This is a genomic window from Halomonas sp. Y3 (genome assembly GCF_024137965.1).
Lineage (GTDB): Bacteria > Pseudomonadota > Gammaproteobacteria > Pseudomonadales > Halomonadaceae > Halomonas > Halomonas mongoliensis.
In genome coordinates this window covers 3,485,434-3,509,527 of record NZ_CP099975.1, presented here as the reverse complement: position 1 = coordinate 3,509,527, position 24,094 = coordinate 3,485,434, and the positions used below count along the sequence as shown (strand labels likewise).

Here is a 24,094-nt window from a genome sequence, read left to right as displayed (position 1 = left end):
CGATGGGACCGGCTCGGCTGAGCCACCATTATAGGAATCTCGTCGTTGGCTCACCAGCGCAGCGTTGACATGGGATCCGTGCGGCTGGTCGTGTGGGAGCCGGCAATATCATATAACCTCTGATTACAGGGGCAGGTCCTCTGGCCTCAGCGACCTCCTGTCAGTGAGAGATAGGTGTAACTACAAGCGGTAATCCATACGGACCATGCAGGGACAAGACCGAGATGCGATTCAGGGCATCCAGCAAGGGACTGATCGGTGTCGATATCACCTCGGCAACCGTCAAGCTCGTTGAGCTCAGGCGTGCTGGCGCCAGCTACCAGGTCGAGAGCTATGCGGTGCGGCCGCTGCGCGAGGGCGCGGTGGTCGAGCGGCGCATCCAGGACATGGGGGAGGTAGTCGATGCCTTGTCGCGAGCGGTACAGCAGGCCAAGCCGCACACCCGCCGTGCCGTGGTTGCCGTTTCTGCCAGTGCCGCCATCACCAAGACGCTCACGCTGCCGGCTTCCCTAAATGACGATGAGATCGAAACGCGCATTCAGCTCGACTCAGACAAGCACATCCCCTTTCCGTTCAGTGAAGTCGCCTTTGATTTCCAGCGACTCGGCCTCAACGCTCGCTATGCCGATCAGCAGGATGTGCTGCTGGTAGCCTGCCGGCAGCAGGATGTCAGCCAGCTGACCGATGCCCTGCTGCAGGCGGGGCTGATGCCGGAGGCGGTGGACGTCGAGACCTTCGCCATGGAGCGCGCCTTTACCGAGGTGCGCCACCAGTTGCCCCAGCTGCCTGGCGACGAGGATTGCGTGGCCCTGGTGGATATCGGCGCCACCATGAACACCTTCCATGTGCTGCGCGAGGGGCGAGTGGTCTATAGCCGTGACACCGTCTTCGGCGGCCGCCAGCTGACCGAGGAGATCCGCAGCCGCTACGGGCTCAGCCTCGACGAGGCGGGGCTGGCCAAGAAGCGCGGCGGCCTTCCCGACGACTACGAGAGCAGTGTTCTGGCGCCCTTCCTGGATACCCTGGTGCAGCAGGTGGGACGCTCCCTGCAGCTCTACTACACCGCCGGGCGTAACCAGGAGATTCGGCACATGGTACTGGCGGGGGGGACCGGCATGCTGCCCGGCCTGGCCGAACAGTTGGCGAGGGAGAGCGGAATGGACGTGGTCATTGCCAATCCGCTGGCGCGGATGAAGGTCAATGGCCGTATTGACGTACAGACGCTGTTTGCGGATGCGCCGGCGATGCTGACCGCCTGCGGCCTGGCCATGAGGTCCCGGGGATGACTATCGAGATCAACCTCCTTCCCTGGCGCGAGGCTCAGCGTGTGCGTCGCAGCCGACGGCTGCATGTTGCGCTTGTCTTGGTGGCGGCACTCGGCCTGGGCGGCGGCTACAGCATGAGTTGGTACTATGGGCAGGAGGTGGAGGCCCAGCAGCAGCGCAACGCGCATATACAGGCCCAGAGTCGCCAGCTTGATGCGGCCATTCGCGAGGTCAGCGAGCTGGAGGCGGTGCGCGGGCAGATGCTCGAGCGGGTGCGGGTCTTCTCGGTGCTGCAGGTGGAGCGAACACAGACCGTACATGTGATGCGCGATCTGACCACCAGCCTGGTGGATGGTGTGCATTACACCCGTCTCGAACGCCAGGGTGGGGCGCTGCGGCTCTCGGGCAACGCGGAAACCAACTGGCAGGTATCCGATCAGCTGCGTGCGCTGGCGGCGGCAGCAGCGTTCACAGAGCCGGTGCTCTCCGAGGTGGAGGCAGTGGGAGATGGCGGTCAGCGGCGCTTCAGCCTGAGCATGCGCCAACAGATGCCGGTCGTTGAGGTCGTCTCGGAGGAGTCGCCATGAGTCTGGAAGCCGAGATTCGTCGCCTGCGGGAGCTGGACTGGCGCGAGCTGGACATCAAGGAGGCCGGCATCTGGCCGTGGTCGCTGCAGTTGATCTGCTGCCTGCTTCTCTTCATGGGTATCTTTCTCGGCATGCACTGGTATCTGGTAAGCCCCGCCAAGCAGGAGCTGCAGCGGGTGCGCGATCAGGAGGTCGAGCTGGTGAGGGAGTTCCGCAGCAAGTCCCTCCGGGCGGCCAACCTCGACACCGTCAGGGGGCAGATGGAGGAGCTCGAGGCCCGGATGGAAGCGCTGCAGGAGATGCTGCCGACCGGGGCCGAGGTGCCGTCGCTCATCGACAGCATCAGCGAAGCTGCTATCGACAACCAGCTCTCCATCGACTTCATTCGACTGCGTTCTCCGTCGAGTCAGGAGCACTTCATCGAACGCCCGTTCGATCTACAGGTGCGTGGCGACTACCACCGACTTGCCAGCTTCGTTGCCGATGTGGCCAGCCTGTCGCGCATCGTGACCCTGCATGACTTTACCCTGGAGCCAGGTTCCGATGGCGCCCGGGACCTGAGGCTGTCGCTGCTGGCGCGGACCTACAGCTACCGCCATGATGGGGGGGGGTCATGAGAGGTGGCCTCTCCATCGGGTGCTGCGGCGCTGTGCTGATCGCTGCCCTGCTCGCCGGCTGCGCCGATCCGAAGCTGGTGGCCCTGGAGCGCGAGCTGGCTGCCATCCGCAGTGACGCTGTCAGGGCCCAGGGGCTCGAGCTGCCGGAGGTGCCGAGAGTGGAGCGCGTGGACTATGACCTCGAGGAGCTGCGAAGCCCCTTTATCATGCGGGCGAGGGGCGTGGAGAGAGAGCTGGACGATGGGGCTTCGGTCATGCCTCAGCTGGACCGCCAGCGAGAGCCGCTCGAGGCCCATGGCCTCAGCGAACTACAGCTGGTCGGTACGCTGCGCGTCGGCGGTCAGCCCTCTGCGCTGGTGCGTGCGCCGGGGGGGCAGGTGCACAGGCTCTCGGTAGGGAACTATCTCGGGCTGAATCACGGCCGGATCGTGAGCATCACCGATACGTCCCTCTCCCTGGTGGAACTGGTCGTCGAGCGAGGCGCCTGGGTTGAACGCCGCCGAGAGATGATGATGGATTGAACAACGATGCTGCATGGCGAAGCTGCACATGCTGTACAACAGGTGTCACAACAATCTGTCTTCGGTGCGGTCGTCGATAGGGCTGTCGGAGTCAGGGGAGTCAGGAACAGGATGATGCGGTCGATCATGAAGCGTGGTTTGGCGATACTCGTGCTGCTGTCGGTTTCCGTCGGCGCCATGGCGGCGTCAAGCCTTGAAGGCCTCGATTTTTGGCAGGGCGGCGGCGGCGAGCTGGAGGTCGAGCTTTCCTTCACGGGACCGGTGCCCGAGGTGCGAGGCTATCGCCTCGATGACCCTGCACGCCTGACCATCGACCTGATGGAAACCGCCAATCGCCTCGACCAGCGCCGCTATGCGCTGGGCATCGGTGGCGTGCAGCAGGTCACGGCCCTGGAGGCCGGTTCGCGCACTCGGCTGGTCTTCGATCTGGAGGGCCCGCTGCCCTACAGCACCCGGGAGCAGGGCAACCGGCTGCGGCTGGCCATCGGTGGTGGTGTCGCCGATGCCGGTGTGGCCGAGGTCGCCCAGCCTGCCCAGGCCGCACCGACGTCAAGCCGCAGCGTGGCGGCCGGCCCCAGCGTCGAGGATATCGATTTCCGGCGCGGTGACGCCGGGGCAGGACGCCTGGTGGTGACCTTCGATCGCGCCGGAGTGGATGCCCGGGTGCGCGAGAGCGGTCGCAATCGTATCACCGCCGAGCTGCGGGGCGTTGCGCTCCCGGCCGAGCTTGACCAAGTCTACGATGTGACCGACTTCGGTACCCCGCTGCGCCGCATCACGCCGCGAGCCGGGCGCGACGGCATCACCCTCGATATCGAAGGGAGCGGCGACTACGCCATGGTCTCCACCCAGAGCGGCCGCCAGCTCACCATCGAGGCTCAGCCGGTGACCCAGCAGGAGCGTGAGCGGCGAGTCCGCGAGCAGTTCCCCTATACCGGCGAGCGCATCTCCCTCAACTTCCAGGATATCGAGGTGCGCTCGGTGCTGGCGATCATCGCCGACTTCACCGGCCTCAACCTGGTAGCCAGCGACAGCGTCCAGGGTCGCGTGACGCTGAACCTCGAGGATGTGCCCTGGGACCAGGCCCTCGACCTGGTCCTCAAGAGCCACGGCCTGGCCAGTCGCCAGGAGGGCAACGTCATCGTGGTGGCGCCTGCCGGGGAGCTGGCTCAGCGTGAGCAGCTCGAGATCCAGTCCAGGGAGCAGATGGAGACTCTGGCCCCGCTGGTGACCGAGTATGTGGAGGTTCGCTACGCGCGAGCCTCGGACCTGGCCGAGCTGCTGCGCGGCCAGGATGGCTTCGGTCTGCTCACCGAGCGGGGCCGGGTGGCGGTGGATCGGCGTACCAATATGCTGCTGATCCAGGACACCGCCGATCAGATCGATGCCATACTGAGAACACTGGACCGTCTCGATGTGGCGGTGCGCCAGGTTCAGATCGAGGCGCGCATCGTGATCGCCAGCGATACTGCGACGCGGGAGCTTGGGGTCAACTGGGGGGCCTTCAGCGGCAGCCGCATCGACTTCGACAACGGCTCTGCCACCATCGCTACCGATCGGCGCACGCCGGGCGGACTCAGTCGAGCCGGTGGTGGGCTGGCCGTTGACCTGGGCAGCAGCGAACCCATGACCACCTTTGCCTTCGGCTATGTATCCGGCGATCTGCTGCTGGACCTGGAGCTCAGGGCGCTGGAGAGTGAGGGCCGTAGCTATACGCTGTCGCAGCCTCGGGTGATTACCGCCAATCAGCGGCCGGCGGTGATCCGGCAGGGCCAGGAGCGTGCCTATACTTCCGGGCAGAACCAGGAGAATCCGCAGATAGAGTTCAAGGAGGCGCTGCTCTCCCTGGAGGTGACGCCCCAGATCACCCCGGACAACCGCATCATCATGGATGTGATCATCACCAACGATACCTTCGGCGAAACGCTGACCGCCCAGCATGAGCCTCCCATCAACCGTAACGAGATAGAGACGCAGGTGCTGGTCGACGATGGCGAGACCGTGGTGCTGGGTGGGATCCTGCAGACCGAGGAGATTCGCAGCCTGTCCAAGACCCCCTTCCTGGGTGACCTCCCGGTGCTGGGAAGACTGTTCCGCTATACCCAAGAGAGTAACGAAAAGGTAGAGTTGCTGGTATTCATCACTCCCCGAATACTGGACGATCGCGTGGTCCTTCGCTGATGCAGGCACTACCCAACCTGATACTGATCGGCCCTATGGGGGCCGGCAAGAGCACCATCGGCCGCCTGCTGGCGGCCGAGCTTTCTCGCGACTTCTACGACAGCGACCATGAGATCCAGGCGCGCTGCGGCGCCGACATCCCCTGGATCTTCGACGTGGAGGGGGAGGTCGGCTTTCGCGACCGTGAAACCCAGATGCTGGATGAGCTGACCCGGCTCGAAGGCGTGGTGATCGCCACTGGCGGCGGTGCCGTGCTGCGCGAGGAGAATCGTCGTATCCTTCGCGACCGCGGCACCGTCATCTATCTCTTTACCACCGTCGAGCAGCAGCTGAAACGCACCGCCAAGGATCGCAACCGGCCGCTGCTGCAGCGGCCGGACAAGGAGGCGGTGCTGCGCGAGATGTTCGGCGTGCGCGACCCCCTCTACCGGGCCACCGCCGATATCACCGTGCGTACCGACCGTCGTGGCCCCCGTGCAGTGGTCAACGATATCGTGCGCCGCGTGACGCGGCTGGTCGACCCCCTGAAATGCAAGGCGTGAATCCATGAGCGAGACTTCCTTCGGCTCCCGCACCCTCGAGGTGTCGCTGGGCAGCCGCAGCTATCCCATTCATATCGGCCCCGGCCTGCTGGGCCAGCCCGATGCCCTGGCCCCCTGGCTGGCCGGCCGTCAGGTGATGATCGTCACCAACGAGGTGGTGGCTCCCCTCTATCTGGAGCGCTGCCGCGCCTCCCTGCCGGAGGGCGTCGAGGTGCGCGAGCTGGTGCTGCCCGACGGCGAGGCGACCAAGACCCTGGCCAGCGTCGAGCGCATCTGGGATGCCCTGCTGGAGGCGGGCTTCAATCGCCGCTGTACCCTGGTTGCCCTGGGAGGCGGGGTGATCGGCGACATGGTCGGCTTCGCGGCGGCCTGCTACCAGCGCGGCGTGGCCTTCATCCAGGTGCCCACCACGCTGCTCTCCCAGGTGGACTCCTCGGTGGGGGGCAAGACCGGGGTCAATCATCCGCTGGGCAAGAACATGATCGGCGCCTTCTGGCAGCCCCGGGCGGTGCTGATCGATACCGAGACCCTGGCCAGTCTTCCGCCGCGGGAGCTCTCGGCGGGGCTGGCCGAGGTGATCAAGTACGGCCTGATCCGCGACGTCGACTTCCTCGCCTGGCTGGAGCGGGAGATGGCGGCGCTGCGCGACCTGGCGCCCGAGGCGATGGCGCGGGCCATCGAGCGCAGCTGTGCCATCAAGGCCGAGATCGTGTCCGAGGACGAGACCGAGCAGGGCGTGCGGGCCCTGCTCAACCTGGGGCACACCTTCGGCCATGCCATCGAGGCGCACCAGGGCTACGGTGCCTGGCTGCACGGTGAGGCCGTGGGGGCCGGCATGCTGATGGCCGCCGAGCTCTCGGCGCGCCTGGGCTGGCTCGGCGCGGCCGAGGTGGCGCGCGCCCGGGCCATCATCGAGGCCGCCGGCCTGCCCCTGGCGGCGCCGGCCGACATGTCGGTGGAGGACTTCCTGGCTCGCATGCGCCTGGACAAGAAGAACATCGACAGTCGGCTGAGGCTGGTGCTGCTGCGCGCCCTGGGCGATGCCTGCGTGCACGATGAGACGCCGTTGGAGCTCCTTGAGACGCTGATCGAGACGTTTCCCCGGGTCGACTGAGCTCGCTGCTCCCTTTACCCATGCTGTCCCATCCGGCGCCCGCACCCTGTGCGGGCGCTTTTTTTCGGCCGGGCGGTGGCTCCTGTTGCGTGTTATCCGTATGCCTTATGCGTGATCCGCATGGATAAAAAGGCGGATTTTATACTAAAGTATTACATCATGGCTGAATCGTTGCATTACCGTTTATGGGTGTCGCAAGTCGTTGACGCAGCGGCTTTTTTTATCAAGGAGTGTTTCGCAACTAGCGGATTTGTCGTGATTTTTCTGAAGTAGGGAGCGTCGTGGCGTTGCGCGATCGGCCGGCCGGTGACTATGCTGGGCGACCTTTTTGTCGCGCAGCCCCGATGCCCGAAAGGGCCGTATAGAAAAATAAAAAACCCATTAAGATACCACGGGGTGTGCAGTAATAAAACCACCTTCTCGAGGCACGCCAATGAACAGAGGTCTCCACCAGCCCGGCGAGTTCCGCGACAACTGCGGGTTCGGCCTGATCGCCCATATGGAGGGGCGCGCCAGCCATCAGCTGCTGCGCACCGCCATCGAGTCCCTGACCTGCATGACCCACCGCGGCGGCATCGCCGCCGACGGCAAGACCGGCGACGGCTGCGGCCTGCTGCTCAAGATGCCCGAGGCCTTTATGCGCGAAGTGGCCGAAGAGGCCCTGGATGTGAGCCTGGGCGAGCGCTTCGCGGTGGGGGTGGTCTTCCTGCCCGACGACGATGCCAGGGCCGAGAAGGCCTGCGACACCCTCGAGGGTGAGCTGCGCGCCCGGGGCCTGGTGATTCGCGGCTGGCGCGACGTGCCCGTGGACCCGAGCGTCTGCGGCCCCATGGCGCTGGCGTGCCTGCCGCGCATCCGCCACCTCTTCGTGGAGCCGGGCAAGAACGGCAGCGCCGAGACCTTCGAGGTCGACCTCTTCATGGCCCGCCGCCTGGCCGAACAGGCCCTGCGCAGCGAGTCCGAGTTCTACGTCTGCTCCCTCTCGGAGCAGGTGATCTCCTACAAGGGCCTGGTGATGCCGGTGGACCTGCCGGCCTTCTACCGTGACCTGGGCGACGAGCGCCTGGAGACCGCCATCTGCGTCTTCCACCAGCGCTTCTCCACCAACACCGCGCCGCGCTGGCCGCTGGCCCAGCCCTTCCGGCTGCTGGCTCACAACGGCGAGATCAACACCATCGAGGCCAACCGCGGCTGGGCCAATTCGCGCAAGGCGAACTTCGTCTGCGAGCGCCTGCCGGAGATCGCCGAGCTCGACGAGATCGTCAACACCACGGGCTCCGACTCCTCCAGCATGGACAACATGCTGGAGGTGCTGCTGACCGGCGGCATGGAGCTGCATCGCGCCGTGCGCCTGATGGTGCCGCCGGCCTGGCAGAACGTGGAGCTGATGGACGGCGACCTGCGCGCCTTCTACGAGTACAACTCCATGCACATGGAACCCTGGGACGGCCCCGCCGGCGTGGTGATGACCGATGGCCGCCAGGCGCTTTGCATGCTGGATCGCAACGGCCTGCGCCCGGCCCGCTGGGTGATCACCAAGAACGGCTTTATCACCCTGGCCTCGGAGATCGGCACCTACGACTACCAGCCCGAGGACGTGGTCGCCAAGGGGCGCGTGGGCCCCGGGCAGATACTCGCCGTGGACACCGAGACCGGCGAGGTGCTGCATACCGGCGATATCGACGAACGCCTCAAGTCCGCCTACCCCTACAAGCGCTGGCTGAAGCAGGAGGCCCACTACCTGGAGTCGGCGCTCACCGAGCTTGCCAGCTTCCACAGCATGGACGGCGACGCCCTGAACGTCGCCCAGAAGATGTTCCAGGTGAGCTTCGAGGAGCGCGACCAGCTGCTGCGCCCGCTGGCCGAGAGCGGCCAGGAGGCGGTGGGCTCCATGGGTGACGATACGCCCATGGCGGTGCTCTCCGGCAAGCAGCGTCTGCTGACCGACTACTTCCGTCAGAAGTTCGCCCAGGTCACCAACCCGGCCATCGACCCGCTGCGCGAAGCGATCGTGATGTCCCTGGAGACCTGCATCGGCGCCGAGCTCAATGTCTTCAAGGCGACCCCGGAGCATGCCCATCGCATCATCCTGACCACGCCGATCCTCTCGCCGCGCAAGTTCACCGCCCTGGTGGAGGAGCAGGATCCCGCCTTCGCCCCGCACCGCCTGCGCATGGCCTATGATCCCGAGGCGCTCGGGCTCAAGGCGGCGATTCGCGAGCTCTGCCGCCAGGCCGAGGCGGCCGTCAACGGCGGCAAGGTGGTGCTGGTGCTGTCGGACGCCGACCTCGAGCGCGGCGAGCTGCCGATCCATGCCGCCCTGGCGGTGGGTGCCGTGCACCATCATCTGAGCCGGCTGGCGCTGCGCCCCCGCTGCAACATCGTGGTAGAGACCGGCTATGCCCGGGATGCCCACCAGATGGCGGTGCTCTTCGGGGTGGGGGCCACCGCGGTCTTCCCCTGGCTCGCCTACCAGGTGATGGCCGACATGCAGCACACCGGCGAGCTCACCGGCAACCCCGCCGATGCCCGGGAGAACTACCGCAAGGGGCTGCAGAAGGGGCTCTACAAGATCCTCTCCAAGATGGGGATCTCGACGCTGGCCTCCTACCGCGGCTCCCAGCTCTTCGAGGCGGTGGGGCTCGCCGACGAGGTGATGGAGCTCTGCTTCACCGGCATGGCCTCGCGCATCCAGGGCACCGGCTTCGCCGAGCTGCAGCTGCAGCAGGAGTGGCTGGGTCGCGAGGCCTGGAGCCCCCGCAAGGGCATCAGCCAGGGCGGCCTGGTGAAGTATGTGCACGGCCACGAGTACCACGCCTACAACCCCGACGTGGTCAAGGCGCTGCAGGAGGCGGTGCAGGAGGGCAGCTACCCCAAGTGGAAGAAGTTCGCCGCCCTGGTCAACGAGCGTCCGCCGGCCACCATTCGTGACCTGCTGGCCCTGAAGCCCGCCGCCGAGCCGCTGCCTCTGGAGGAGGTGGAGTCGGTCGAGAGCCTGATCCCGCGCTTCGACAGCGCCGGCATGTCGCTGGGCGCCCTGTCCCCGGAGGCCCACGAGGCCCTGGCCCAGGCCATGAACGAGGCCGGGGGGCGCTCCAACTCCGGCGAGGGGGGGGAAGATCCTGCCCGCTATGGCACCGTGCGCTCCTCAAAGATCAAGCAGATCGCCTCCGGGCGCTTCGGCGTCACCCCGGCCTATCTGGTCAACGCCGAGGTGCTGCAGATCAAGGTGGCCCAGGGCGCCAAGCCGGGCGAGGGCGGCCAGCTCCCCGGCGGCAAGGTCAACGCGCTGATCGCCCGGCTGCGCTACTCGGTGCCCGGCGTGACCCTGATCTCGCCGCCGCCCCACCATGACATCTACTCCATCGAGGATCTGGCCCAGCTGATCTTCGACCTCAAGCAGGTCAACCCGGACGCCCAGGTTTCGGTGAAGCTGGTCTCCGAGCCCGGCATCGGCACCATCGCCACCGGCGTGGCCAAGGCCTACGCCGACCTGATCACCGTCTCCGGCTATGACGGCGGCACCGCGGCGAGCCCCATCACCTCCATCAAGCACGCCGGCTCCCCCTGGGAGCTGGGCCTGCCCGAGGTGCACCAGGCGCTGCGCATCAACGGCCTGCGCGACAAGATTCGCCTGCAGACCGATGGCGGCCTCAAGACCGGTCTGGACGTGGTCAAGGCGGCGATCCTCGGCGCCGAGAGCTTCGGCTTCGGCACCGCGCCCATGGTGGCCCTGGGCTGCAAGTACCTGCGCATCTGCCACCTCAACAACTGCGCCACCGGCGTGGCCACCCAGAACGACTTCCTGCGCGGCGAGCACTTCCGCGGCACCGTCGACATGGTCAAGCACTACTTCCGCTTCATCGCCGAGGAGGTGCGCGAACTGATGGCCATGCTGGGGGTGCGACAGCTCACCGATCTGATCGGCCGCACCGACCTGCTGGAGGCGCTGGAGGGTGTCACCGCCTCCCAGCGCAAGCTGGACCTCTCGCCGCTGCTCGGCAACGACTTCGTGCCGGAGGACGCGCCCCAGTTCTGCCAGGTGAGCCGCAACGTGCCCCACGATCCGGGCGCCAAGAACCAGGAGGTGCTGGCGGCGCTCAAGGACGCCATCGAGCAGAAGAGCGGCGGCGACTTCTCCTTCTCCATCACCAACTGCGACCGCAGCGTGGGCGCCCTGACCTCCGGCGCCATCGCCAAGCGCTACGGCGAGGCGGGGCTCGAGGAGGCCCCGGTGACCGCCCGCTTCACCGGCGTGGCCGGCCAGAGCTTCGGGGTCTGGAACGCCCGGGGCCTCAACCTCTACCTGGAGGGCGACGCCAACGACTATGTCGGCAAGGGCATGAACGGCGGCAAGGTGGTGATCACCCCGCCCAGGGGCAGCCGCTTCGAGAGCCACAGGACCGCCATCGTCGGCAACACCTGCCTTTACGGCGCCACCGGCGGCAAGCTGTTCGCCGCCGGCACCGCCGGCGAGCGCTTCGGGGTGCGCAACTCCGGCGCCCACGCGGTGATCGAGGGGGCCGGTGACCACTGCTGCGAGTACATGACCGGCGGCCTGGTGGCGGTGCTCGGCGAGACCGGCGTCAACTTCGGCGCGGGCATGACCGGCGGCTTCGCCTATGTGCTCGACGAGGACCGTACCTTCGTCGACAAGTACAACCATGAGCTGGTGGAGATCCACCGGGTGAACACCGAATCCATGGAGGCCTACCGCCGCCACCTGCGCGAGGTGATCGAGGAGTTCGTCGAGGAGACCGGCTCGGCCCGGGGTCAGGCCATCCTCGAGGACTTCAGCGACTTCATTCGCCACTTCTGGCTGGTGAAGCCCAAGGCGGCCAGCCTGAACAGCCTGTTGGCCCAATCCCGGCGTCAGCCGGAGTAGAGAGGCGGCGACAGCCGGAATAAGAGGCGGCGTCAGCCGGAGTCAGTGAACCCCGGTGCGAGTCGGGGCGAGCATGGCGCGACGCCAGCCGGCGCAGGCAAAGGTGATAGGCGCCCCGCCGGGCCAGGAGCCCGGCCGGGTGGCCAACAGGACTTCCAGGAGAGACATCATGGCCAGCAGTCTGAGCAACGACTTCCAGTTTATCGACGTGGGTCGCCAGGACCCCCAGAAGAAGGACGCCCGCACCCGCTCGCGGGAGTTCGCCGAGATCTACGAGCCCTACAAGCCCCAGGAGGCCGCCAGCCAGGCGCACCGCTGCCTGGAGTGCGGCAACCCCTACTGCGAGTGGAAGTGCCCGGTCCACAACTACATCCCCAACTGGCTGAAGCTGGTGGCCGAGGGCAACATCCTCGAGGCCGCCGAGCTCTCCCACCAGACCAACTCGCTGCCGGAGGTGTGCGGCCGGGTCTGCCCCCAGGACCGCCTCTGCGAGGGCGACTGCACCCTCAATGACGGCTTCGGGGCCGTCACCATCGGCTCGGTGGAGAAGTACATCACCGATACCGCCTTCGCCATGGGCTGGCGCCCGGACATGTCCCGGGTCACCTGGACCGACCGGAGGGTGGCGGTGATCGGCGCGGGCCCGGCGGGGCTCGGCTGTGCCGATATCCTGGCCCGCAACGGCGTGAAGCCGGTGGTCTTCGACCGCAATCCGGAGATCGGCGGTCTGCTGACCTTCGGCATCCCCGAGTTCAAGCTCGAGAAGAGCGTCATGGAGCGCCGCCGGGCGGTGTTCGAGGAGATGGGCATCGAGTTCCGCCTCAACGTGGAGATCGGGGGCGATATCACCATCGAGCAGCTCCTCGAGGAGTACGACGCCGTCTTCATGGGCATGGGCACCTACAAGTACATGGAGGGGGGCTTCCCCGGCGAGGGCCTGCCCGGCGTGCACAAGGCGCTGGACTACCTGATCGCCAACGTCAATCACTGCCTAGGCTTCGAGAAGGCGCCCGAGGAGTACATCTCCTTCGAGGGGCAGCGGGTCGTGGTGCTGGGCGGCGGCGACACCGCCATGGACTGCAACCGCACCGCCATCCGCCAGGGCGCGGCCAGCGTGACCTGCGCCTACCGCCGCGACGAGGAGAACATGCCGGGCTCCCGCCGCGAGGTGGCCAACGCCCGGGAGGAGGGCGTGGAGTTCCTCTTCAACCGCCAGCCGGTGGCGGTGGTGGGCGAGGGCAGGGTCGAGGGCGTGAAGGTGGTGCGCACCCGCCTGGGCGAGGCCGACGAGAACGGCCGTCGCCGCCCCGAGGTGGTGCCGGGCTCCGAGGAGGTGATCCCCGCCGACGCCGTGGTGGTGGCCTTCGGCTTCCAGCCGAGCCCCGCCGAGTGGTTCGCCGGCCAGGGCATCGAGCTCGACGAGCGCGACCGGGTGCTGGCCTCGGAGCAGGGCCGGTTTCGCTTCCAGACCAGCAACGAGAAGATCTTCGCCGGCGGCGACATGGTGCGCGGCTCCGACCTGGTGGTTACCGCCATCCATGAGGGCCGCCAGGCCGCCGAGGGCATTCTGGACTATCTGGGAGTCTAGGCTCCGCACTGCTCAGAGAGACGGGGAGCCGCCGCACAAGCCCTTAGCCGAGCGCTGATGTGGAGCGAAGCGGCCGCGTGGCGCTCGCCAGGGATGGCGAGCGAGCCGCACCCGTGAGGGATTACGTTGTGCGGCGACGCGCGGGCCGCGAGCGGAGCATCAGGGTTTCGCTCGGCGTGGCGCCGGCGGCGGTCTCCCTGGCTCTGCGCTGCCAAGCGGGGCTATCGCAGATGGAAGCATCGCTCAAGGCTTTTCCGGCGACAGGCCTCCAAGGGGGCGCCATGAACCCCTCCCTGGGGGCTACCTAGACCCTCCCTGGTCCACGGACCCCCTTTCCGGCCTGTCCCCGGCGCCTTTCGCTGACGTGGCACTGGTAACTGCTGCCAAGGCTTGAAATTGAGCCAAAGGTCGCACTCTGCTATCCTGTCGTCCCATCCTGGCGCGGCTTCCTGCCGGGCCTACCGATCACGTTTCGACAGGTTCTCCATGACACGATATATCTTCGTGACCGGCGGCGTTGTGTCCTCACTCGGCAAGGGCATCGCGTCGGCCTCGCTGGCGGCGATTCTCGAGGCGCGCGGCCTCAAGGTCACCATGCTCAAGCTCGACCCGTACATCAACGTGGACCCGGGCACCATGAGCCCCTTCCAGCACGGCGAGGTATTCGTCACCGAAGATGGCGCCGAGACCGACCTGGACCTGGGCCACTACGAGCGCTTCATCCGCACGCGCATGACCCAGGGCAACAACTTCACCACCGGCCGCGTCTACGAGCACGTGCTGCGCAAGGAGCGCCGCGGTGACTACCTGGGCGGTACCGTGCAGGTGATCCCGCATATCACCGACGAGATCAAGCGCCGGGTCTATGAGGGCGGCGAGGGCTTCGACGTGGCCCTGGTGGAGATCGGTGGCACCGTGGGCGATATCGAGTCGCTGCCCTTCCTGGAGTCGATTCGCCAGATTCGCAGCGAGCTGGGTGCCAGCCGGGCGATCTTTATGCACCTTACGTTAGTGCCTTATATAAAAACGGCGGGAGAGACCAAGACCAAGCCGACCCAGCACAGCGTCAAGGAGCTGCGCTCCATCGGTATCCAGCCGGATATCCTGATCTGCCGCAGCGAGGTGGAGCTCGAGGAGAGCGAGCGGCGCAAGATCGCCCTGTTCACCAACGTGGAAGAGCGCGCCGTCATCCCGCTCCAGGATGCCGACACCATCTACCGCATCCCGATCATGCTCCACGAGCACGGCCTGGACGAGATCGTCTGCGACAAGCTGCGCCTCACGGCCGACGAGGCCGACCTCAACGAGTGGATCAAGGTCCTCGACGCCAAGCTCAACCCGCTCAAGTCGATCAACATCGCCATGGTCGGCAAGTACATGGAGCTGCTCGACGCCTACAAGTCGCTCAACGAGGCGCTGATCCACGCCGGCATCCAGACCCGGGTCAAGGTCAACGTCGACTACATCGACTCCGAGGACATCGAGCGCCACGGCACCGAGCGCCTCGCCGGCAAGGACGCCATCCTGGTGCCCGGCGGTTTCGGCGAGCGCGGCGTGGAGGGCAAGATCGCCACGGCCCGCTACGCCCGGGAGAACGGCATTCCCTATCTCGGCATCTGCCTCGGCATGCAGGTGGCGGTGATCGAGTTCGCCCGCAACGTGGCCGGCTGGGAGGACGCCGACTCCACCGAGTTCACCCACGACACCCAGCACCCGGTGGTGGGCCTGATCACCGAGTGGATCACCCCGGAAGGCAGGATCGAGCTGCGCGACGAGGCCTCGGACCTGGGCGGCACCATGCGCTTGGGCGGCCAGGTCTGTCAGCTGAAGAGCGGCAGCAAGGCCCGGGAGGCCTACGGTGCCGCCGAGATCGTCGAGCGCCACCGCCACCGCTACGAGGTCAACAACCAGTTTATCGAGGAGCTGGAGCAGGCCGGCCTGGTGGTCTCCGGCAAGAGCGTCGATAACTCCCTGGTGGAGGTGGTCGAGCTGCCCGACCACCCCTGGTACCTGGCCTGCCAGTTCCATCCGGAGTTCACCTCCACGCCCCGTGACGGCCACCCGCTGTTCACCGGCTTCGTCAATGCGGCGCTGGAGCACAAGGCGGCGCGCACTCGCGCCCAGGCCTCCCACCAGGAGTGAGCCGGATGAGCGCACCCGAGAGAACCATCGAGATTGCCGGCCTCAAGGCCGGCAATTCGTTGCCGCTGATGCTGTTCGGCGGGATGAACGTGCTGGAGTCCCGAGACCTGGCCATGGAGGTGGCCGAGACCTACGTCGAGGTGACCGGCCGGCTCGGCATGCCCTACGTCTTCAAGGCGAGCTTCGACAAGGCCAACCGCAGCTCCATCCACTCCTATCGGGGGCCGGGGCTGGAGAAGGGCCTCGAGATCCTGGCCGAGGTGAAGTCGCGCTTCGGCGTGCCGATCATCACCGACGTCCACGAGCCCTGGCAGGCGGCGCCGGTGGCCGAGGTGGCCGATGTCATCCAGCTGCCCGCCTTCCTGGCCCGCCAGACCGACCTGGTCGTGGCCATGGCCCGCACCGGGGCGGTGATCAACGTCAAGAAGCCCCAGTTCCTCGCCCCCCACGAGATGCGCCATATCATTCGCAAGTGCGAGGAGGCCGGCAACGACCGGGTGCTGCTCTGCGAACGGGGCTCGAGCTTCGGCTACAACAACCTGGTGGTGGACATGCTCGGCTTCGGCGAGATGAAGCAGACCGGACTGCCGCTGCTCTTCGACGTGACCCATTCGCTGCAGCGCCCCGGCGGGCGCGCCGACAGCGCCGACGGGCGTCGTGCCCAGGTGGCCGAGCTGGCCCGGGCCGGGGTGGCCGTGGGGCTCGCCGGGCTCTTCCTGGAGGCCCATCCGGACCCCGATGCCGCCCTCTGCGACGGCCCCTGCGCCCTGCCGCTGGAGCGGCTCGAGCCCTTCCTGGCCCAGCTCAAGGCCATCGACGAGCTGGTCAAGGGCTTCGCCCCCCTCGACATCCAATGATTTCCCTACGCTGACACAAGAAGGAAACTCGCATGACCAAGATCGTCGATATTCGCGCCCTCGAGGTGCTCGACTCCCGCGGCAACCCCACCGTGCAGGCCGAGGTGCATCTGGAGAGCGGTGCGGTAGGCGTGGCCTGTGCCCCCAGCGGTGCCTCCACCGGCTCCCGGGAGGCCCTGGAGCTGCGTGACGGCGACAAGTCCCGCTACCTGGGCAAGGGCGTGCTGAAGGCCGTCGAGGCGGTCAACGGCGCCATCCGTGAGCGCCTGGTGGGCATGGACGCTCGCGACCAGCGCGGCCTCGACGACGCCATGCTGGCCCTCGACGGCACCGACAACAAGGCGAAGCTCGGCGCCAACGCCATCCTGGCGGTGTCGCTTGCCGCCGCCAAGGCCGCCGCCAATGCCAAGGGCGTGCCGCTCTACGCCCATATCGCCGAGCTCTACGGCCAGCCGGGCCAGTACAGCATGCCGGTGCCGATGATGAACATCCTCAACGGCGGCGAGCATGCCGACAACAACGTCGACATCCAGGAGTTCATGGTCCAGCCGGTGGGCGCGCCCAACTTCCGCGAAGGCCTGCGCATGGGGGCCGAGATCTTCCATGCCCTGAAGAAGGTGCTCTCCGCGAAGGGGCTTTCCACCTCGGTGGGCGATGAGGGCGGCTTCGCGCCCAACCTCGAATCCAACGCCGAGGCGCTGGCGGTGATCAAGCAGGCGGTAGAAGACGCCGGCTACCGGCTGGGCAGCGACGTCACCCTGGCACTCGACTGTGCCTCCTCCGAGTTCTTCAAGGAGGGCCGGTACGACCTCGCCGGCGAAGGCAAGCAGTATGACGCCGCCGGCTTCGCCGACTACCTGGCTGGCCTGTGCGACGATTACCCCATCGTCTCCATCGAGGATGGCATGGACGAGTCCGACTGGGACGGCTGGAAGGCGCTGACCGACAAGCTGGGCGACCGCGTGCAGCTGGTGGGCGATGACCTCTTCGTCACCAATACCCGCATCCTCAAGCGTGGCATCGATGAGCAGATCGGCAACTCCATCCTGATCAAGTTCAATCAGATCGGCTCGCTCTCCGAGACCCTGGACGCCATTCGCATGGCCCAGGATGCCGGCTTCACCGCGGTGATCTCCCACCGCTCCGGCGAGACCGAGGACACCACCATCGCCGATCTCGCCGTGGGCACCTGTGCCGGCCAGATCAAGACCGGCTCCCTGTGCCGCTCCGACCGCGTGGCCAAGTACAACCGCCTGCTGGTGATCGAAAGCGAGCTGGGGGGCAAGGTTGCCTACCCGGGCCTGTCGGCGATCAAGGGGCAGTAAGCGGCATCCGGTGTATTTTGCGGGGCGTCTTGTAGGAAATCGCTTACACGTGGCGTAAGAGATTGCCTCGCTTCGTCCGGGAGAACCGGCGCCTGGTGGCGCCGGTTTTTTATTATCATGTTGATTTTAAGGTATTTTATTTGCGCCTTCCGAGAGTGCTCTGCCACCCTGTCCGTGGCCACGGCGGCCGGCCAGCGGCTTGTGATGTGCCGTGTAACTGAGAGAATGAGTTCGGGACATGAGAGCGGCGCGCTGCTCTCGGCAGGATGCAACGGGATGCTGAGTGATGCGCCAGGTGCGGCAGGAGGCCGCTTCCGGGCAGGGAAGGCATCACGGGAAGAGGGCGGAGGGAGCCGCTCAAGGAACAGCTAGGAGCGGGCGGCCTGCGGGCCGCCTTTTTTGCCGGTGTTCTCCAGCATGACAGGCAGAAACGGAAACGCCGAATGTCGCAAGACATTCGGCGTTTCTTTTGGCGTGTGGCGTGCGGCCTGTCGAGCCGGCCGCCGGCCTCAGCGTTCCAGCTGCTCCAGCTTGCCGGGCTTGCCGTCCCACTCCTCGGCGTCGGGCAGCGGGTCCTTCTTCTCGCTGATATTGGGCCACACCTCGGCGAGCTCGGCGTTGATCTCGATGAAGGGCTCCTGGCCCTCGGGCAGCTCGTCTTCCGAGAAGATCGCCTCGGCGGGGCACTCCGGCTCGCACAGGGCGCAGTCGATGCACTCGTCGGGGTGGATCACCAGGAAGTTGGGCCCTTCGTAGAAGCAGTCTACCGGGCAGACCTCGACACAGTCGGTGTACTTGCACTTGATGCAGTTCTCGGTGACGACGAACGTCATGCCACTCTCCCTTCCTCGGGCCGGCGTCGCTCGGCCACGGTGGATAGTTGATGAAACGGTTATAAAAGCCGAGTTTCTTATGCTAAGGCGGCGGTGAATCTGACCATTCTAGTCGTGGCCCCATGGCCTCGCAAGAGAAGGGGCGGCACGCCTCGCTATAAGGCGTCCCGCCAGCGGTAGAGCAGCGCCAGGGCCTGGCGCGGCGTCAGGTCATCCAGGGCCAGCCCGCCGAGCTCCTCCACCAGCGGATGGGGAGCGCTGGCGAAGAGGTCGTTCTGCTGGGGGGCCGGGGCGCTGCTGCCGGCGCGAGGCGAACGGCTGCCCTGGTCCACCTCCTGCTGCTCCAGCTGGGCCAGCTTCTCCCGGGCGCGGGCGATCACCCCCTGGGGCACGCCGGCCAGCTGGGCCACCTGCAGGCCGTAGCTCTGGTTGGCAGGCCCCTCTTCCACGCGGTGCATGAAGACGATGCCGTCGCGGTGCTCCGCCGCCGTCAGGTGCACGTTGGCCACCCCCTCGGCCTGCTCGGGCAGGGCGGTCATCTCGAAGTAGTGGGTGGCGAACAGGGTGAAGGCGCGGGTGCGGGTCAGATGCTCGGCGCTGGCCCAGGCCAGGGAGAGGCCGTCGAAGGTGCTGGTGCCGCGGCCGATCTCGTCCATCAGTACCAGGCTGTGATCGGTGGCGTTGTGCAGGATGCTGGCGGTCTCGGTCATCTCCACCATGAAGGTGGAGCGCCCGCCGGCCAGGTCGTCCGAGGAGCCGATGCGGGTGAAGATGCGATCCACCGGGCCGATCTCGGCGGCGTCCGCCGGCACGAAGCTGCCGGTGTGGGCGAGCAGCACGATCAGCGCCGCCTGGCGCATGTAGGTGGACTTGCCCCCCATATTGGGCCCCGTGATCACCAGCATGCGGCGATCGTCGCCCAGGACCAGGTCGTTGGGCACGAAGGGGGCATCGGAGACCTGCTCCACCACCGGATGGCGCCCGCCGCGGATGACGATGCCCGGCCTCTCGGCCAGCTGAGGCCGGGAGAACTCCAGGGCCCGGGCGCGCTCGGCGAAGGCGCAGAGCACGTCCAGGGAGGCCAGGGCCCGGGCGCTGGCCTGGAGGGCGTCGAGTTCGGCATTCAAGGTGTCGAGCAGGCCGTCGTAGAGCAGCTTCTCCCGAGCCAGCGCCCGGGACTTGGCCGAGAGGGCCTTGTCCTCGAACTCCTTGAGCTCGGGGATGATAAAGCGCTCGGCGTTCTTCAGGGTCTGGCGGCGCACATAGTCCACCGGCGCCTCCCTGGCCTGGGCCCGGGGGATCTCGATGTAGTAGCCGTGGACCCGGTTGTAGCCCACCTTGAGGCCGGGCAGGCCGGTGCGCTCGCGCTCCCGGGCCTCCAGCTTCACCAGGTAGTCGCCGGCGTGTTCGGCCAGGCTGCGGTGCTCGTCGAGCTCGGCATCGAAGCCCTCGGCGATCACCCCGCCGTCGCGAATCACCACCGGGGGGTTCTCCACCAGGGCCCGGGTCAGGGTGTCGGCGAGCGCGGGATAGGGCCGGATATGGCGCCGGAGTTCATCCAGGGCCGTGCCCTCGGCGTAGTCGGCAAGCGATTGCTCCAGTTCCGGCAGGGCGTTGAAGGCGTCGCGCAGCCGGGCCAGGTCCCGGGGCCGGGCGCTGTAGAGAGCCACCCGAGCCAGGGTGCGCTCCACGTCGCCGACCGCCTTGAGGGAAGCGCGCAGCGCCTCGAAGCCGTCGGCCTCGAGCAGCAGGGCCACGGCACTCTGGCGGGCCCGGACCCGCTCCAGGTCGCGCAGCGGGCGGTTGAGCCAGCGCTTGAGCAGCCGCGAGCCCATGGCCGTCGCGGTGACGTCGAGGACGCTGGCCAGGGTGTTGTCGCCGGTTCCCCCGAGATTGACGTCGATCTCCAGGTTGCGGCGGCTGGCGGCGTCGATCACCACGGCATCGTCGCGGCTCTCCACGCCGATGGCGGTGACGTGGGGCAGTCGCGAGCGCTGGGTGTCCCGGGCGTACTCGATGAGCACGCCGGCGGCGGTGAGGGCGGCGCTGAGATGGGCGCAGCCGAAGCCGCGCAGGTCCTGGACCTGGAACTGGTCGCAGAGCAGGCGGTTGGCGCTCTCCAGGTCGAAGAGCCAGTCGCTCTGGCGTCGCAGGCCGCGGCGGCCGGTCAGGGCCGGCGGCAGCGAGAGGCTCTCCGCCACCAGCAGCTCGGCGGGGTCCAGGCGCTGGAGCTCGGCCAGCATCTCCCCTTCGCCCTCCACCTCCAGCACGCTGAAGCGCCCGCTGGAGAGCTCCAGCCAGGCGAGGCCGTAGCGCTCGCCGGCGGCGTGCACGGCCACCAGCAGGTTGTCGCGCCGGGCGTCCAGCAGCGCCTCGTCATAGAGGGTGCCGGGGGTGACGACGCGCACCACGCGGCGTTCCACCGGGCCCTTGGAGGCCGCCGGGTCGCCGACCTGCTCGCAGATCGCCACCGACTCGCCGGCCGCCACCAGGCGGGCCAGGTAGCCCTCGGCGCTGTGGTAGGGCACGCCGGCCATGGGGATCGGCTTGCCGGCGGACTGGCCGCGCTGGGTCAGGGTGATATCGAGCAGCGCCGCGGCGCGCCGGGCGTCGTCGAAGAAGAGCTCGTAGAAGTCGCCCATGCGGTAGAAAAGCAGCACCTCGGGGTGCTCGCGCTTGATCTTCAGGTACTGGGCCATCATGGGCGTGTGCGATGAGTTTTCAACTTTACTCATTAAAATCAACCATTTGTATTTTAAGCCGCTAGTTCTTGGGGCAAATTTGGGGCAATTCGAGCCATGTTTTGTATGCCCGCCCAGATACGCTCAAGCTCCCTGGGGGACTCTGAATCTATCCAGCGGCCATAGACCTTCACCAGCATGGAGTAGTCGCTGTGGCCCATTTGGTTGGCGATGAAGGCCAGGTTGCCACGTGCCGTCAGGTTCCAGCAGGCGTAGGTATGGCGGGTCTGATACGGCGGGCGCGGCCGGATGCCCGCGCGCCGGATCAGATTGGCCCACTTGGTGTTCCAGGCGCTCGGCACGAAGTAGTCATTGACCACCTTTCTGCGAGCCTGCGTCTTCGGCGACAGCAGCACGCGCACACGGTCGGTGCGGGATTCATGGCGGTTGAGCCAGACTGGCAGGGCGGCCGCTTCGCGCTGTACGGCGTCGGCGATTAGCACCTTCAGGGCGTCCTGTGCTGGCGGGAACAGCAGTACCGTGCGCTCCTTGTTGGTCTTGGGTACCTTGAAGGTGACGGACTGGGTGATCGAGCGACGTACAACAATCTTGCTGAAATCCGGCGCCACATCCTCGATAGCCAAGGCCAGTAGCTCACCGGGACGAAGGCCGGTATAGACCGCCAGTGTTACGGCGGCTTTGTCGATCGGGTGCAGGCAGCCTTTCTCGATCAGCGTATCGTATTCCTCGAAGGAGAGCGGGTCGGGGTCTTTGCTGGTCTTGGCGAAGCGCACGCAATGCTTGCCAAGTTCGCCGCAGTAGCCATTGTTCTCGCACCAGTAAAGGAAGCCGGAGAAGGTGGCGAGATAGTGGTTGACCGTCGAAACCGCGCGCGTGGCGATCAGATCCACACGCAATTGCTGAATGTCCGCCGGCAGCAGTGTGTCGATCAGGCGGTTGCGGCCTATCGTCTCCAAGCAGACGTTCAGTGCGTTCTCATAACGTGATTGCGTTTCCGGCGTGATATCCACCGCCTTGAGTGGCTTGTAGCGATCGCACAGGTCGTCCAGGCGCTTGCTGGTCTGGGCAACAGTTTCGGCCGGTCGAGAATGGGGAAAGTAGTCGGTTTCGTTGTAGTTGCCGGATTTCAGGGCGAACAGAGCTGCGCTACGCAGGCCGGCGGCGTGCTTGAGATTGGCTTTCGTTGGCTCAACGCCCAGGGTATGCCGATGGCGGACTCCTTTGTACATGAAGTCCACTCGGATGGAATGCCCGTGTATCTCGATGCCGGTATAGCCGGTCTTCCTGGCTTCTGTGACTGCCATATCTCTGCCTCTGATGCTTACTTACTTCACCCCTTTGTCTTCGTTGAATGGCCATTGCCCGGTCTTGAGCATGAACAACTCGAACAGGCCGGGGGGCATGGCTCGGTCACCTGCCTCCCAGTGTTGCCATGTACGTAGTGATACCCGTGCCGTCTCTGCCGCTTCCGATTGGGTGAGGCCCGCTGCTATGCGGGCATCGCGGATAGCGGCGGCTACTGGGCTTTGCGACTTCTTCGAGTGGCTCATGGGCAAGGACGGCAATAACTCGCTGCTTACGCAGGCAACATCTGAACATTATACGACCATTGGTCGTATTGCAAGTCTTGCTGTCAAACGGGCAGATGGCTTGCGGCATTGCCTTCCGTGATGGCTAGAACGACGTAACGCGAGCTTCGCTTTCGACCCATCGCTCGAACTCGACGAGGTTCAGGAAAATGCGACCGTCCGGCGCCTTGCGCCAGATGCGCCCTTGCACCCAGATTCCATTCTTGACCTTGTGGCGCACGGCGTTCTCGCTGTAGCCAGTGACCTCGGCAAATCGCTTGATCAGTACCCATCGGCTGGGATTGCTCATGGGGTTCTCCTGACATGGCCACGGCAGGCGCGGTGGCCGATCGACATGGAGAAATTGTCACGAAGGTTACCTGCGTGGAAAACCTGTGTGGGCGTAGCGGGGCGTAGGTGAGCATGGAGTGGCCTTGGGAAATTGTCGCGTCACTGTCACGACAATTCATCGGGCATCCCGGCGCGCCGCCGTCGGGCTCGCGGGCTGCGCCCCGTGCGTCGTGCCGAATCGCGGCCATCCGGCTTTGATCCCTGACGCCTCCGGCCCTTGAGGGCCTGCGCGCTCCGCTTGCCAAAAGGCAGGTGTGCAGTGGGCGGGGTGTGGGCGGTCTTGCTGTTCCCTTCACCGTATCACGGCGTTCTCGCCGTCAAGGGCTGCGCGTGCTCGCACGCTTGCGGCCGTGGCCGTCGTGACCCTGTGACGGCTTGCGCTGCGCCGTGCGGGCGCCGGTTCCGGGCAATTCCGCCCCAGCAACCGGAGCACGATCATGACGCAACTGTCCTTTTCCTCGTTCGATTCCTCTCTGCTGGTACGTGACGCGCAGGGGCGCTACCAGCCGGCGTCGGTAGATCAGATTCTTGATGCCGCGCGCCAGGTCATCGACCAGAAAATACAGCGGGGCATGTCCTTCACTTCACCGACTGTCGTCAAGGAATACCTGCGCACCAAGCTAGCTGGCTTCGAGCACGAAGTCTTTGCCGTGCTGTTGCTCGATACGCAGCATCGCCTGATTGAATACATCGAGATGTTCCGGGGCACCATCGACGGTGCTTCGGTGTATCCACGCGAGGTGGTCAAAGAGGCGCTGCGGGTCAATGCTGCGGCGGTGATCTTCTCGCACAACCATCCCAGCGGGAATCCCGAACCGAGCCGTGCCGACGAGGCTATCACCAAGCGGCTCAAGGACGCACTGGCGCTGGTGGATGTGCGCACGCTGGATCACGTCGTTGTCGCCGGTAGCGACACCACGTCCTTTGCCGAACGTGGCCTGATTTGATTCTTAGGGGCTTCGGCCCCTTTTTGGCTGAGCTGCCTGGGCGCACGGCCCTTCTGAAAATGCTAGACA

18 protein-coding genes are annotated in these 24,094 nt (G+C 66.3%); 13 read left to right on the top strand and 5 right to left on the bottom strand.

From position 1 onward, the window contains the following. The first annotated feature begins 224 nt into the window (after nt 1-224). The 12 genes from pilM (at nt 225) to eno (ending at nt 17,624) form a co-directional block, all read left to right on the top strand. Nucleotides 225-1,286 carry a type IV pilus assembly protein PilM gene (gene pilM / locus NHL60_RS16625; RefSeq protein WP_253445966.1) on the top strand — a complete coding sequence of 354 codons (1,062 nt, stop codon included), beginning with the start codon at nt 225-227 and terminating at the stop codon, nt 1,284-1,286. Continuing rightward, nucleotides 1,283-1,852, top strand: coding sequence for a PilN domain-containing protein (locus NHL60_RS16620; RefSeq protein ID WP_253445963.1), 570 nt, complete (start codon nt 1,283-1,285; stop codon nt 1,850-1,852). The genes pilM and NHL60_RS16620 overlap by 4 nt, the downstream gene beginning before the upstream one ends. Further along, nucleotides 1,849-2,469: a type 4a pilus biogenesis protein PilO gene (locus NHL60_RS16615; RefSeq protein ID WP_253445960.1), complete on the top strand. Its 621-nt coding sequence runs from the start codon at nt 1,849-1,851 to the stop codon at nt 2,467-2,469. Before NHL60_RS16620 ends, NHL60_RS16615 begins: the two co-directional genes overlap by 4 nt. Nucleotides 2,470-2,501: 32 nt before the next feature. Beyond that, nucleotides 2,502-2,990 carry a pilus assembly protein PilP gene (locus NHL60_RS16610; protein ID WP_253445957.1) on the top strand — a complete coding sequence of 163 codons (489 nt, stop codon included), beginning with the start codon at nt 2,502-2,504 and terminating at the stop codon, nt 2,988-2,990. A 126-nt stretch (nt 2,991-3,116) separates the two neighbouring features. Beyond that, nucleotides 3,117-5,171, top strand: coding sequence for a type IV pilus secretin PilQ (pilQ, locus tag NHL60_RS16605; RefSeq protein ID WP_253445955.1), 2,055 nt, complete (start codon nt 3,117-3,119; stop codon nt 5,169-5,171). Continuing rightward, nucleotides 5,171-5,713, top strand: coding sequence for a shikimate kinase AroK (aroK, locus tag NHL60_RS16600; protein ID WP_253445952.1), 543 nt, complete (start codon nt 5,171-5,173; stop codon nt 5,711-5,713). Before pilQ ends, aroK begins: the two co-directional genes overlap by 1 nt. A 4-nt stretch (nt 5,714-5,717) precedes the next feature. Then, nucleotides 5,718-6,827 carry a 3-dehydroquinate synthase gene (gene aroB, locus NHL60_RS16595; RefSeq protein ID WP_253445949.1) on the top strand — a complete coding sequence of 370 codons (1,110 nt, stop codon included), beginning with the start codon at nt 5,718-5,720 and terminating at the stop codon, nt 6,825-6,827. A gap of 433 nt (nt 6,828-7,260) precedes the next feature. Next, nucleotides 7,261-11,712 carry a glutamate synthase large subunit gene (gene gltB, locus NHL60_RS16590; RefSeq protein WP_253445945.1) on the top strand — a complete coding sequence of 1,484 codons (4,452 nt, stop codon included), beginning with the start codon at nt 7,261-7,263 and terminating at the stop codon, nt 11,710-11,712. Nucleotides 11,713-11,881: 169 nt separating this feature from the next. Beyond that, a complete protein-coding gene (locus tag NHL60_RS16585) occupies nt 11,882-13,300 on the top strand; it encodes an FAD-dependent oxidoreductase (RefSeq protein WP_253445942.1) in 1,419 nt (472 codons plus the stop codon). 486 nt (nt 13,301-13,786) lie between these two features. Further along, nucleotides 13,787-15,442, top strand: coding sequence for a CTP synthase (locus NHL60_RS16580; RefSeq protein ID WP_253445938.1), 1,656 nt, complete (start codon nt 13,787-13,789; stop codon nt 15,440-15,442). A 5-nt stretch (nt 15,443-15,447) separates the two neighbouring features. Beyond that, on the top strand, nt 15,448-16,299 hold the full coding sequence (gene kdsA, locus NHL60_RS16575; protein WP_253445935.1) for a 3-deoxy-8-phosphooctulonate synthase: 852 nt from the start codon (nt 15,448-15,450) through the stop codon (nt 16,297-16,299). 32 nt (nt 16,300-16,331) lie between these two features. After that, a complete protein-coding gene (gene eno / locus NHL60_RS16570) occupies nt 16,332-17,624 on the top strand; it encodes a phosphopyruvate hydratase (protein ID WP_253445932.1) in 1,293 nt (430 codons plus the stop codon). Between the two features lie 509 nt (nt 17,625-18,133). On the opposite strand, the gene fdxA is transcribed toward eno, so the two are convergent. The 5 genes from fdxA to NHL60_RS16550 form a co-directional block, all read right to left on the bottom strand. After that, complete coding sequence (fdxA, locus tag NHL60_RS16565) at nt 18,134-18,457, bottom strand: ferredoxin FdxA (protein ID WP_102627034.1); 324 nt, start codon at nt 18,455-18,457, stop codon at nt 18,134-18,136. Nucleotides 18,458-18,612: 155 nt separating this feature from the next. Continuing rightward, nucleotides 18,613-21,192, bottom strand: a complete 2,580-nt coding sequence (mutS, locus tag NHL60_RS16560) for a DNA mismatch repair protein MutS (protein ID WP_253445928.1) — start codon at nt 21,190-21,192, stop codon at nt 18,613-18,615. Between the two features lie 20 nt (nt 21,193-21,212). Then, complete coding sequence (locus tag NHL60_RS16555) at nt 21,213-22,463, bottom strand: site-specific integrase (protein WP_168942093.1); 1,251 nt, start codon at nt 22,461-22,463, stop codon at nt 21,213-21,215. A gap of 21 nt (nt 22,464-22,484) precedes the next feature. Then, the gene (locus tag NHL60_RS19695; protein WP_155194219.1) at nt 22,485-22,709 is read right to left on the bottom strand and encodes a helix-turn-helix domain-containing protein; all 225 of its coding nucleotides are present in this window, start codon (nt 22,707-22,709) and stop codon (nt 22,485-22,487) included. Nucleotides 22,710-22,833: 124 nt separating this feature from the next. Beyond that, on the bottom strand, nt 22,834-23,037 hold the full coding sequence (locus NHL60_RS16550; protein WP_155194220.1) for an excisionase: 204 nt from the start codon (nt 23,035-23,037) through the stop codon (nt 22,834-22,836). Nucleotides 23,038-23,515: 478 nt separating this feature from the next. Between NHL60_RS16550 and radC the strand changes: the two genes are divergently transcribed. After that, complete coding sequence (radC, locus tag NHL60_RS16545; protein WP_168942094.1) at nt 23,516-24,025, top strand: DNA repair protein RadC; 510 nt, start codon at nt 23,516-23,518, stop codon at nt 24,023-24,025. The last annotated feature ends 69 nt before the right edge of the window (nt 24,026-24,094 follow it).

What these genes read in the sequence shown, in the direction of transcription:
- NHL60_RS16555 (WP_168942093.1), bottom strand. Translation starts at nt 22,463, where the DNA reads ATGGCAGTCACAGAAGCCAGGAAGACCGGCTATACCGGCATCGAGATA.
- aroK (WP_253445952.1), top strand. Translation starts at nt 5,171, where the DNA reads ATGCAGGCACTACCCAACCTGATACTGATCGGCCCTATGGGGGCCGGC.
- pilQ (WP_253445955.1), top strand. Translation starts at nt 3,117, where the DNA reads ATGAAGCGTGGTTTGGCGATACTCGTGCTGCTGTCGGTTTCCGTCGGC.
- NHL60_RS16550 (WP_155194220.1), bottom strand. Translation starts at nt 23,037, where the DNA reads ATGAGCAATCCCAGCCGATGGGTACTGATCAAGCGATTTGCCGAGGTC.
- NHL60_RS19695 (WP_155194219.1), bottom strand. Translation starts at nt 22,709, where the DNA reads ATGAGCCACTCGAAGAAGTCGCAAAGCCCAGTAGCCGCCGCTATCCGC.
- NHL60_RS16615 (WP_253445960.1), top strand. Translation starts at nt 1,849, where the DNA reads ATGAGTCTGGAAGCCGAGATTCGTCGCCTGCGGGAGCTGGACTGGCGC.
- mutS (WP_253445928.1), bottom strand. Translation starts at nt 21,192, where the DNA reads ATGAGTAAAGTTGAAAACTCATCGCACACGCCCATGATGGCCCAGTAC.
- eno (WP_253445932.1), top strand. Translation starts at nt 16,332, where the DNA reads ATGACCAAGATCGTCGATATTCGCGCCCTCGAGGTGCTCGACTCCCGC.
- kdsA (WP_253445935.1), top strand. Translation starts at nt 15,448, where the DNA reads ATGAGCGCACCCGAGAGAACCATCGAGATTGCCGGCCTCAAGGCCGGC.
- NHL60_RS16620 (WP_253445963.1), top strand. Translation starts at nt 1,283, where the DNA reads ATGACTATCGAGATCAACCTCCTTCCCTGGCGCGAGGCTCAGCGTGTG.
- aroB (WP_253445949.1), top strand. Translation starts at nt 5,718, where the DNA reads ATGAGCGAGACTTCCTTCGGCTCCCGCACCCTCGAGGTGTCGCTGGGC.
- radC (WP_168942094.1), top strand. Translation starts at nt 23,516, where the DNA reads ATGACGCAACTGTCCTTTTCCTCGTTCGATTCCTCTCTGCTGGTACGT.
- NHL60_RS16585 (WP_253445942.1), top strand. Translation starts at nt 11,882, where the DNA reads ATGGCCAGCAGTCTGAGCAACGACTTCCAGTTTATCGACGTGGGTCGC.
- fdxA (WP_102627034.1), bottom strand. Translation starts at nt 18,457, where the DNA reads ATGACGTTCGTCGTCACCGAGAACTGCATCAAGTGCAAGTACACCGAC.
- NHL60_RS16580 (WP_253445938.1), top strand. Translation starts at nt 13,787, where the DNA reads ATGACACGATATATCTTCGTGACCGGCGGCGTTGTGTCCTCACTCGGC.
- pilM (WP_253445966.1), top strand. Translation starts at nt 225, where the DNA reads ATGCGATTCAGGGCATCCAGCAAGGGACTGATCGGTGTCGATATCACC.
- gltB (WP_253445945.1), top strand. Translation starts at nt 7,261, where the DNA reads ATGAACAGAGGTCTCCACCAGCCCGGCGAGTTCCGCGACAACTGCGGG.